Source organism: Enterovibrio norvegicus DSM 15893 (genome assembly GCF_900115495.1).
Lineage (GTDB): Bacteria > Pseudomonadota > Gammaproteobacteria > Enterobacterales > Vibrionaceae > Enterovibrio > Enterovibrio norvegicus.
In genome coordinates this window covers 1-10,923 of the sequence record NZ_FOWR01000070.1, presented here as the reverse complement: position 1 = coordinate 10,923, position 10,923 = coordinate 1, and the positions used below count along the sequence as shown (strand labels likewise).

Sequence of the window (10,923 nt, the reverse complement as noted above, 5' to 3'; positions counted from 1 at the left end):
CTTTCTCTCAAAGAGAAATTGGAGCGACACACGAGGTTCGAACTCGTGACCTCAACCTTGGCAAGGTTGCGCTCTACCAGCTGAGCTAGTGTCGCTTTGACTTGAGACGTTTGTCTCCGTCAGGGCTGCGAATTATACGAAGAAAAATCGGCGATGCAAGCCTCTAAACTTAAAAAATTAGATTTTTCTTCGTATCGATTATTTTCGCATCAGATCGTGAAGATCGTTGAACGGTAGAATTTCAATTCTTCGATCGATTCACGGATATCATCCAGTGCAAGGTGAGTACCTTGTTTATGGAATCCATTGAGGAGGTCTGGTTGCCAACGACGCACCAATTCTTTGATTGTGCTGACATCCACAGTTCTGTAGTGGAAGAAACGTTCCAAATCAGACATGTGCTGATACAAGAAACGGCGGTCTTGGCCCACGCTATTACCGCAAATTGGGGAAACACCCGCCGGAACCCACTGCTGCAAAAACGCGATGGTTTGTTTGATCGCTTGATCTTCCGTCACCGTGCTTGCTTTAACACGGTCCACCAGCCCACTGCCGGTGTGTGTATTGGTACACCAATCATCCATTTTCGCCAATTCATCGTCAGATTGATGAATAGCAAGCACTGGCCCTTCAGCTAACACATTAAGTTCAGCATCTGTCACGATGGTCGCAATCTCAATGATTTTATGAACTTGAGGGTCAAGTCCGGTCATTTCGAGATCAATCCAGATTAAATTCTTATCGCTGAAAGACATCCAATTTGCCTATTTTACAAGTAAACCATGTATCATACTTAGCCTGACATGAAAGCCAACTAAACTAGCGACATTCTCGTGGCAAAAAAGAAAAAGCTCACAAAAGGCCAAATTCGCCGAGTACGGACAAACCAAAAGAAACGCGTCGATCAACAGCAAGAGGGCGTCCAATGGGATGAATCTCTGCTCGAGTCCGCACGTGAAGGGGTCGTTATTACCCGTTTTGGACAACATGCCGACATTGAAGATCTTCAAACTGGTGTTATTCACCGTTGCAATCTTCGCCGTTCAATTGAAAGCTTGGTGACTGGTGATACCGTTGTCTGGCGTCCTGGTGTAGAAACACTGCAAGGCATTGCTGGCGTTGTGGAAGGTGTCCACGAACGTCATTCAGTGCTGACACGCCCTGATTACTATGACGGTGTAAAACCAGTCGCGGCTAACATTGATCAAGTCGTGATCGTTTCCGCGATATTACCCGAATTATCAACCAACATTATAGACCGTTACCTGATCGCAACTGAGCAGGTCGATTTCAAGCCACTTGTCGTCATTAATAAGATAGACCTCCTTGACGCGAATGGCCTTGAAACTGTCAAAAATACCCTCGCCCTTTACGCGCAGATTGGCTACAACGTCATGATGGTCAGCCAAAAAACTGGCGAAGGTATGGTCGAACTGAAACAGCTTCTCTCAGAAGGTACCAGCATTTTCGTCGGCCAATCAGGCGTCGGAAAATCGAGCTTGGTCAATGCTTTACTGCCTGAAGTCAATGCTGAAACGTGTGAAGTCTCTGAAAACTCAGGGCTTGGCCAACACACCACCACCACGGCAAGACTCTATCACTTCCCTGACGGCGGTGATTTGATCGATAGCCCTGGGGTGCGTGAATTTGGTCTATGGCACCTAGAGCCAGAGCATGTCACCTATGGCTTCAAAGAGTTCCGCGATTACCTTGGCGGTTGTAAGTTCCGCGATTGCAAACACGGGGATGATCCCGGCTGTGTGCTTCGCGAAGCCGTTAATGAAGGGAAAATCAGCAAAACGCGCTTCGATAGCTATCACAAAATCATCGAAAGCATGTCTGAGATGAAGGCAAACCGTCAGTTTTCCCGCGACAAAGAGAACTGATAGACACCTTTTCGCACACCTCTGGTTAGCGGCCTGTTAATTTTGTAAACTGTGCCGCTAATTGAATTCTGGCCTTTGAAATTTCGAGGGCAATCTACGAGTTAGGAAAATCACCGTGTCTAACGATTTAAAGATTGGCCTGCAATATTGCATGCCTAAACACCTCCTCACCCGCCTAATGGGTAAATTGGCAGCCGCAAAAGCTGGCTTTCTGACAACCACCGTTATCAAGTGGTTTGTTCGCCAATACAAGGTCGAGATGAGTGAAGCGAAGAATCCGGATCCGGCGAGCTACCCGACGTTTAATGACTTTTTCGTTCGTGAGTTAAAAGAGGGCGCACGCCCACTTAACGACGACGCGAATGTGATCAACCACCCTGCTGATGCATGTGTTAGCCAAGCAGGCCCGATTGAGCATGGCCGTTTGATTCAAGCAAAAGGCCATACCTTTGATGCGTGTGAACTGCTTGGTGGCGACGCACAGTTAGCAGAAGAATTTGCTGACGGCGATTTTGCAACCCTGTACTTATCACCGCGCGACTATCACCGTGTCCACATGCCGTGTGACGGTACGCTGCGTCAAATGATCTATGTGCCGGGTGACCTGTTCTCTGTGAACCCACTGACCGCTGAAAACGTACCAAACCTGTTTGCACGCAACGAACGTGTGGTGTGTATTTTTGACACGGCGTTTGGACCATTGGCTCAAGTGCTGGTTGGCGCAACCATCGTAGGCAGCATCGAAACCACGTGGGCTGGCACCATTACGCCGCCAACAGGTCAAAGCATCCGTCGTTGGGATTACCCAGCTGAAGGCGATCAAGCGGTCACCATCAACAAAGGTGAAGAAATGGGTCGCTTCAAGTTGGGGTCAACCGTGATTAACTTGTTCCCGAAAGGCGCGATTCAATTCGATGACAGCATCACGCCAGGCGCAGTGACACGTATGGGTGAAGCGTATGCTCACCAAGATGCCGCCACCAAGCCGACCCAAGACGAAGATCAAAGCGAAACACAAACCGCGTAAAGCAAATTCTGAATCTGCGACGAAAAGGGCATTATTGCCCTTTTTTTGTACGTAAATATTATCCGAGAACAGAGAAATCCTGTCGACGCACCGTAAGCTATAAACCGTACACTTGCCTTCCAACACAATGAATTACATCTCAAATTCGTTGGATGATACGCAGTTTATTCTTAACGGACGGTGACAAATCTATGCCAAGACTTTCTCGTGCCGATGGCATTAAGTTTCTACTCGCATTTGGTATTCCCCTCGGCGTGCTGATGATGCCCATCGACTGGATCCCCATCGACGACCTGACCATTATTCAGCACCGCTTACTGGCTATTTTCCTGTTGGCCGCCTTGCTTTGGGTACTTGAACCCGTCCCCGTATTTGCAACATCCATTCTGATCATTGCCCTCGAACTCATCATGATCTCTGACAAAGGGTTACGTTGGTTTCGAGAAGCCCAACCTGGCCATGAGATCGGTGAACTCATCAAATACACAGACATATTCAGTGCATTTTCATCGCCGATCATCATTCTGTTTATGGGTGGCTTTGCCCTTGCCATCGCGGCATCAAAATACGAATTGGATAACAACCTCGCACGTGTCCTACTGAAACCTTTTGGCACCAAACCAAAAGCCATCATGTTGGGGTTGATGCTGATCACTGCCGTGTTCTCCATGTTCATGTCAAACACTGCCACTACCGTCATGATGCTGGCTTTGCTTGCGCCGATTGTGGCGTCTGTCCCTAAAGGCGACACCGGCGTTAAAGCTCTCGTTCTGTGTATCCCCATTGCGGCGAACACTGGGGGTATCGCCACGCCAATTGGTACACCACCCAATGCCATTGCTCTGCAATATTTGACGGGAGAAAACGCCATTAATTTCTTAGATTGGATGATGATGGGCTTACCTTTTGTCATTATTCAATTGTCATTTGCGTGGTGGTTACTGCAAAAGCTCTTCCCCGCTCAACAAGAGGAAATGACACTCAAACTAGACGGTAAATTCCAACGCAATTGGCGGGCTTACACTGTGTATGCGACCTTTGCGGTAACCATCTTACTTTGGATGACCACCAGCCTTCATGGCATGAATACTTACGTGGTGTCGATTGTGCCTCTCGCGGTCTTTACCCTGACGGGCATCATGGGCAAAGAAGAGTTGAAGCTCATTAACTGGGATGTGCTGTGGTTAGTGGCCGGTGGTATTGCCATTGGCTTGGCGCTCGATAAAACAGGGCTGGCCGAAGCACTTGCTCATGCGGTTGATTACGACACCCTATCGCCCGTTGCCGTGGTACTCACCTTGTCACTGATTTGTTGGGTGATGGCAAACTTCATGTCCAACACCGCAACAGCAAACTTACTCATGCCCATTGCTGCGGCGGTTGCAACATCAATGGAAAGCCTCTCAGCGGTGGGGGGTATTCAAGGCCTGTTGGTTGTTGTCGCTTTCTCCGCGTCTCTGGGTATGATTTTGCCGGTATCGACCCCGCCAAACAGCCTTGCCTATTCGACAGGCCTTATTGAAAGCCGCGACATGGCGAAGGTGGGGATTATCGTGGGCGTCGTTGGCTTAGCCATGGTCTACGCTGCAATGCTTATCATCACTTGATCCTCTCCTGACGGTTTAAAGGGGAAAGTCCTTCAGGCCTTTCCCCGCTTCTCATCTCCATATACACTCGCGCTCTTTTCCGAATTATGAGCAGTGCTTAACGGCCTGCCTTGAGGTATTGAACGTGGGTTATGAATGGCTCGCGCTGGCTGCCGCATTTTTGTGGGGGATATCCAGCCTAATCTCTGTCACACCGGCTCGCCACTTAGGGAGCTTTGCCTATAGCCGTTGGCGAATGGCGTGTGTGTCCATCATGTTGAGTGTCCTTGCACTGATAACCGGAGGATGGGCGACCATTTCCTCAGATATCTGGTGGCCAATGGCGATCTCTGGCTTGATCGGTATCTTCATTGGGGATACCGCGCTGTTCGGTTGTATGAACCGTATTGGCCCGCGCCGCTCTGGATTACTGTACTCCTGCCACGCCGTATTTTCTGCACTGCTGGGCATCTGGCTATTCAGTGAAACGCTGCAAGGTCTGCGATTACTGGGCGCAATCTTGGTATTCTCTGGTGTCCTCGTGGCAGTGTTTTTCCGCCAAAGCGGAGCGACACATCAGTGGGAAGAGACCAAGGGCAGTTTGGGCATTGCCATCGCACTTGGTTTGACCGCGGCGCTTTGCCAATCACTGGGGGGCGTGATTGCCAAGCCCGTACTAACGGAGCATGTCGACCCGATTGCAGCCTCCGCCATTCGAATGATTGCTGCGTTCTTGGCACATGGCACTCTGGTAATGTTGCAGGTGCGCGTCGCTCAGCCCGTCAATCCAATGAACTGGCGTATTTTCGGCATGGTCGTTGTGAACGGCTTTCTTGCGATGGCAGTCGGCATGACACTCATCATGTATGCGCTCAAGTGGGGAGAAGTGGGCACAGTCGCCTTGCTATCATCCACCACGCCGGTGATGGTGCTGCCACTGATTTGGCTCTTTACTAAAATACGCCCAGCACCAAGCGCTTGGATTGGCGCGGCGCTTGCTGTTGCGGGAACAGGGTTGATTGTGTCGAGCTGAAATCACGAAAAATCAGCACTTTGCGTTGAAAACGCCGCTATCTGCGGCGTTTTTCGTTTGGTCAGCGTTGAACTCGCTTAAGCTCGTCCCACTGGAAATGCGATCACATCATCAATGTGCGATTTACCGAGTGCGAGCATGATCAGGCGATCAACACCGAGCGCAACACCGGCACAATCAGGCAAGCCCGCACGAATTGCATCAATCAAATGATGATCGATAGGCTGAGTTTTCAGTCCCATTTTTTCACGCTTGCAGTTATCGTCTTCGAAACGTGCAAGTTGCTCATCAGCATTATCAAGCTCATAGAAGCCGTTTGCCAGCTCAATGCCTTGGTAGTAAACCTCAAAGCGCGCCGCCACACGCGTATCATCATGGCATACTCTCGCCAATGCGGCTTGTGATGCTGGAAAGTGATAAACAAACGCTGGAACGGTCTGCCCTATTTTGCACTCAACGCCCATGCTGAACAGCAGTTGAAGCAGGGTGTCTCTGTCTTCTTCGCCTTCCGCGATATCAGAGAGCCCCAAAGAAGCCGCCACCACTTTCAGTTCATCCATCGAACCTTCTAGCGGACACACCCCCAGTACGTTGAGAAACGCGTCTTGATATGTCATGCGCTCAGCCGCATCGCCGCCGAGAATGGTGCGTAACAGTGCATCCATCTCATCCATCAAAGCGTGATGATCAAACCCAGGTCGATACCATTCCAACATGGTGAACTCAGGGTTGTGGTAACGCCCCGCTTCTTCATTGCGAAACGCTTTGTTTATCTGGTAAATCGCGCCACTTCCTGCAGCAAGCAGTCGCTTCATGTGAAATTCAGGGCTCGTCATCATGTACAACGGGATCCCTTTTGCATAGCCCGGCCCCACAAACTCAGCACTGAATGTATGAAGGTGTACATCCGTGACAGTGGCTTGGCTCATGGCAGGCGTATCCACTTCCAGCACACTGCGCTCAGCAAAAAACTGGCGGATGGTACTGATCAATGTTGCTCTTGCTTTCAACGATGCAATGTCTGCTGTAGGACGCCAATGCTGGGTCATGTCATAAACTCGTGATGAACAGAATGGGCGGCATTGTAGCGCTCAGCCGTAAAGATAAAAACCCTGAAAAGCAGCGCTTAGGGTGCAGAAAAACACCACTCATGCGACAAGCCTTGCTCCCACTTTTCTCTCTTTCATCGGCTTAGGTGAATAGAGAGGGTCTAATTTTCAATTTTACAGTCAAGAATCATTCTCATTTTCAACGAAAAAACCTTTCAAAATAGACAGTTAAATCAACAATTTGAAAGACACCGTTTACGTGTTAGAAACATGCTAAAACACTCCGTAACCCACAATTAACACGCCCAATTCTTCATCAGGAACGACTCAGATCACAAAACGATTGTTATGCATGCCTCTCCCTAAGAAAGTCGAAACAAATACCCTTTCAAATCAAATTTTACGGCATGTAGGTCTAATAAGATGGATTCAGATTTTTAGTTTAGTGCGTTACGCATTATTTCATTTTTTAACATTCCTCCGGAGGATAGCTGTGAAAACTATTACCACAGATATCGCTGTCATTGGCGCCGGTGGCGCAGGCTTGCGTGCCGCCATTGCTGCTGCTGAAGCAAATCCAGATCTAGAAATTTCACTGATTTCTAAGGTTTACCCAATGCGTTCCCACACGGTGGCCGCAGAGGGTGGCTCTGCCGCCGTCATCAAGGATGAGGATAGCCACGATAACCACTTCAACGATACCGTTGGCGGTGGTGACTGGCTTTGTGAACAGGATGTTGTTGAGTATTTCGTTGAGAACGCCACTCGCGAGATGATCCAATTGGAACAATGGGGTTGCCCATGGAGCCGCAAAGAAAACGGTGACGTTAACGTTCGTCGTTTCGGTGGTATGAAAGTTGAGCGCACATGGTTTGCGGCCGATAAAACCGGCTTCCACATGCTGCACACGCTTTTCCAAACATCCATCAAATACAAACAAATCAAGCGTCTAGACGAATACTTCGTTGTCGACCTTTTGGTTGTTGATGGTGAAGCGCAAGGCCTTATCGCCATTCACATGTCTGAAGGTGAATTGGTTTGTATTAAGGCGAAATCTGTTGTTCTAGCAACAGGTGGCGCAGGCCGCGTCTACAACTGCAACACCAACGGCGGCATCGTAACGGGTGACGGCATGGCAATGGCATACCGTCATGGTGCAGCTCTGCGTGATATGGAATTCGTTCAGTATCACCCAACAGGCCTACCTGGCACTGGCATCCTGATGACCGAAGGTTGTCGTGGTGAAGGCGGTATTATCGTGAACAAACACGGTTACCGTTACCTGCAAGATTACGGTATGGGGCCTGAAACACCAGTGGGTCAACAAAAGAACAAATACATGGAACTGGGTCCGCGTGACAAAGTTTCACAAGCGTTCTGGCACGAGCAACAAAAAGGCAACACCATCAAACACGCGTTGGGCGATGTTGTAATGCTAGACCTTCGTCACCTAGGCGAAGAGTACCTCAACGAGCGTCTGCCGTTTATCTGTGAACTGGCAAAAGCATACGTGAACGTTGACCCTGCAAAAGAGCCGATTCCAATTCGTCCAACCGCGCACTACACCATGGGTGGTATTGAAACTAACGGTAAGAACGAAACCGCTATCAAAGGTTTGTTCGCTGTGGGTGAATGTTCATCTGTTGGCCTTCACGGTGCAAACCGTCTTGGTTCTAACTCACTGGCTGAGTTGGTGGTATTTGGCCGCGTTGCGGGCGAAGGTGCTGTTGAACGTGCTCGTGAATTCGCTGGCTGGAACGACGAAGAGATCACACGTCAAATAAAAGCGGTTGAAGCGCGTATCGATGCGCTGATGAATCAAGAAGGCGACGAAAACTGGGCCGATATCCGCACTGAAATGGGTCACTCCATGGAAGCGGGTTGTGGTATCTACCGTCGTGAAGATTTGATCCAAGAAACCATCGATAAGTTGACTGAACTAAAAGATCGCTACAAGCGCATCAGCATCAAAGACAAAGGGAAAGTGTTCAATACCGACCTTCTGTATGCGATTGAAGTGGGCTACGGCCTTGAAGTTGCTGAAGCAATGGCGCACTCAGCCTTACTACGTCGCGAGTCTCGCGGTGCACACCAACGTCTAGACGAAGGGTGTACTGAGCGTGATGACGAGAACTTCCTGAAGCACTCTTTGGCGTTCTACAACAAAGATGCTGCACCAACCATTAAGTACGGTGACGTTAAAATCACGAAATCTCAGCCTAAAGCTCGTCTATACGGTGCTGCTGCGGAAGAAGCAGAAGCAGCAGCGAAAAAGGCCGAGAAAGCAGAGCAAGCAGAGCAAGCTGAGAAGGAGCAGGCATAATGTCAGCAAATCGCATTCAAAAAGTAAGCATTCTTCGCTACGACCCAGCGAAAGACGCAGAGCCGCGCCTGCAAACTTTCGACGTGCCGTTTGATGAAACCATGTCTGTGCTAGACGCACTGGGTTACATCAAAGACAACCTAGACAAAGATCTGTCTTACCGCTGGTCTTGCCGTATGGCGATCTGTGGCTCTTGTGGCCTGATGGTCAACAATGTGCCAAAACTGGCATGTAAGGCATTCTTACGTGATTACCCAGACGGCGTGACCATTGAGCCACTGGCGAATTTCGCTATCGAGAAAGATTTGATCGTTGATATGACGCCGTTCATCGAGCGCCTAGAAGCCATCAAACCTTACATATTGGGTAACGATCGTACGCCTGAGGACGGTCCAAACAACCAAACACCTGAACAACTTGCTCGCTACAAGCAATTCGCTGGTTGTATCAACTGTGGTCTTTGCTATGCAGCATGTCCTCAGTTTGGTTTGAACCCTGAGTTCATCGGTCCTGCGGCTCTAACACTGGCTCACCGCTACAACCTTGATAGCCGTGACAACGGTGCTCAAGAGCGTATGAAGCTGATCAATGGTGAGAACGGCGCATGGGGCTGTACCTTCGTTGGTTACTGTTCTGAAGTATGTCCAAAGAGCGTTGATCCAGCAGCGGCAGTTAACCAAGGTAAGATTGCGTCGTCTCAAGACTTCGTGATTGCGATGCTTAAACCGCAGGAGGCATAAGGATGTCTAACCGTAAACCTTACGTTCGCGAAATGAAACGTACCTGGTGGAAAGACCATCCTTTCTACCGCATGTACATGGTGCGTGAAGCTACCATACTGCCACTGATTTTCTTCACCGCCTTCCTGACCGTCGGTCTAGGCAGTTTGGTGATGGGAGAAGCTGCATGGCAGAACTGGTTGAGCTTCATGGCCAACCCTGTAGTGATCGCGATTAACATCGTGGCACTGCTTGGCAGCCTGTACCATGCGCAAACCTTCTTCAGCATGATGCCGCAAGTGATGCCAATCCGTATCGGTGGCAAGAAGCTTGATAAGAAAATCATTGTGCTGGCTCAATGGGCAGCAGTTGCGGTGATTTCTGCCGTTATTCTGTTTGTGGTTTAACACCATACAAGTGAGGAGATAAAACGTGGTCGATTTGAATCCAAAACGTTCTGACGAACCAGTATGGTGGGGCCTATTCGGCGCTGGCGGTTCTTGGTTTGCAATGATTACCCCTGTGACCATTTTGGTTCTGGGTATCATGGCACCGCTAGGCATGCTTGATGCAGAAGCATTGAGCTACGAGCGTGTATCAGGCTTTGTTACTAGCTTCATCGGTGCACTGTTTACGATTGGTACACTGTCTCTGCCTATGTGGCATGCAATGCACCGTCTACACCACGGCATGCACGACCTTAAGTTCCACACTGGAACCGCAGGCAAAGTGGCATGTTATGCCATCGCATTCTTGGTTACTGCACTGTCTGTGATTTTCATCTTCATGATTTAATCGCGACAGGCAATAAAAAAGCACCTTCGGGTGCTTTTTTTGTTTCTGAAGCAGGTTGTCACTTCAATGGATTCACTCGACCTTTAAATGACCCGTCCTGATATGGGTTGACACTTTCTAAGCATAAAACGCCTGATGGACTTCATCTGGCGTTTTGTATTTTAACGCAGTGTGTGGCCGTCTTTGATTGTAGATATCTACGGACTCTGCCACCATCTTTCTCGCCTCCTCTAAATCACGTGGTTTGATAAGTAAGTACTCGTTCTTCAATATGCCATTCACTCGTTCAGCCAACGCATTCTGGTAACAATCATACCCATCCGTCATTGAGCACATCACGTCATGTTGCTTATGAATACGTTGATATTCGTCTGAGCAATACTGCACCCCTCGGTCAGAGTGATGAACTAACAAGCTATCAGCCCTGCGCTGTTTCAGAGCATGGGTGAATGCGCGTTTAACCGTCGATGCTTTCATGTTGTCATCTAAGTGGAACCCCATGATT

Annotated in this window: 11 protein-coding genes and 1 tRNA gene; 8 read left to right on the top strand and 4 right to left on the bottom strand. The window is 49.2% G+C overall.

Going from position 1 to position 10,923, the window contains the following annotated elements:
• Positions 1 to 19: 19 nt before the first annotated feature.
• Both BM082_RS23870 and orn read right to left on the bottom strand, forming a co-directional pair.
• Positions 20 to 95 (bottom strand) — tRNA-Gly (locus BM082_RS23870).
• A gap of 114 nt (positions 96 to 209) precedes the next feature.
• Positions 210 to 755 carry an oligoribonuclease gene (gene orn / locus BM082_RS23865; protein WP_017010143.1) on the bottom strand — a complete coding sequence of 182 codons (546 nt, stop codon included), beginning with the start codon at positions 753 to 755 and terminating at the stop codon, positions 210 to 212.
• A gap of 78 nt (positions 756 to 833) precedes the next feature.
• Here orn and rsgA point away from each other — a divergent pair, with 78 nt between their 5' ends.
• From rsgA to BM082_RS23845, 4 genes are all read left to right on the top strand, one after another.
• Positions 834 to 1,886 (top strand): small ribosomal subunit biogenesis GTPase RsgA, encoded by a 1,053-nt coding sequence (rsgA, locus tag BM082_RS23860; RefSeq protein WP_017010142.1) that lies wholly within the window; start codon positions 834 to 836, stop codon positions 1,884 to 1,886.
• Between the two features lie 115 nt (positions 1,887 to 2,001).
• Positions 2,002 to 2,913, top strand: coding sequence for an archaetidylserine decarboxylase (gene asd, locus BM082_RS23855; RefSeq protein ID WP_017014557.1), 912 nt, complete (start codon positions 2,002 to 2,004; stop codon positions 2,911 to 2,913).
• Between the two features lie 191 nt (positions 2,914 to 3,104).
• Positions 3,105 to 4,520 (top strand): SLC13 family permease, encoded by a 1,416-nt coding sequence (locus tag BM082_RS23850; RefSeq protein WP_017010140.1) that lies wholly within the window; start codon positions 3,105 to 3,107, stop codon positions 4,518 to 4,520.
• Positions 4,521 to 4,644: 124 nt separating this feature from the next.
• The gene (locus tag BM082_RS23845) at positions 4,645 to 5,532 is read left to right on the top strand and encodes a DMT family transporter (protein WP_026024955.1); all 888 of its coding nucleotides are present in this window, start codon (positions 4,645 to 4,647) and stop codon (positions 5,530 to 5,532) included.
• A 77-nt stretch (positions 5,533 to 5,609) separates the two neighbouring features.
• Here BM082_RS23845 and epmA read toward each other — a convergent pair whose 3' ends face one another.
• Positions 5,610 to 6,581 carry an elongation factor P--(R)-beta-lysine ligase gene (gene epmA / locus BM082_RS23840; protein ID WP_017014555.1) on the bottom strand — a complete coding sequence of 324 codons (972 nt, stop codon included), beginning with the start codon at positions 6,579 to 6,581 and terminating at the stop codon, positions 5,610 to 5,612.
• A gap of 493 nt (positions 6,582 to 7,074) precedes the next feature.
• Here epmA and frdA point away from each other — a divergent pair, with 493 nt between their 5' ends.
• The 4 genes from frdA to frdD are packed head-to-tail and all read left to right on the top strand — an operon-like array spanning position 7,075 to position 10,418.
• On the top strand, positions 7,075 to 8,904 hold the full coding sequence (gene frdA, locus BM082_RS23835; RefSeq protein ID WP_074928878.1) for a fumarate reductase (quinol) flavoprotein subunit: 1,830 nt from the start codon (positions 7,075 to 7,077) through the stop codon (positions 8,902 to 8,904).
• Complete coding sequence (locus BM082_RS23830) at positions 8,904 to 9,644, top strand: succinate dehydrogenase/fumarate reductase iron-sulfur subunit (protein ID WP_017014553.1); 741 nt, start codon at positions 8,904 to 8,906, stop codon at positions 9,642 to 9,644. The genes frdA and BM082_RS23830 overlap by 1 nt, the downstream gene beginning before the upstream one ends.
• A 2-nt stretch (positions 9,645 to 9,646) precedes the next feature.
• Positions 9,647 to 10,030 (top strand): fumarate reductase subunit FrdC, encoded by a 384-nt coding sequence (gene frdC / locus BM082_RS23825; RefSeq protein WP_017010135.1) that lies wholly within the window; start codon positions 9,647 to 9,649, stop codon positions 10,028 to 10,030.
• Positions 10,031 to 10,055: 25 nt separating this feature from the next.
• Complete coding sequence (frdD, locus tag BM082_RS23820; RefSeq protein ID WP_017010134.1) at positions 10,056 to 10,418, top strand: fumarate reductase subunit FrdD; 363 nt, start codon at positions 10,056 to 10,058, stop codon at positions 10,416 to 10,418.
• 117 nt (positions 10,419 to 10,535) lie between these two features.
• On the opposite strand, the gene BM082_RS23815 is transcribed toward frdD, so the two are convergent.
• On the bottom strand, positions 10,536 to 10,923 hold a 388-nt coding region (locus BM082_RS23815), incomplete at its 5' end, for an integrase core domain-containing protein (RefSeq protein ID WP_074928876.1).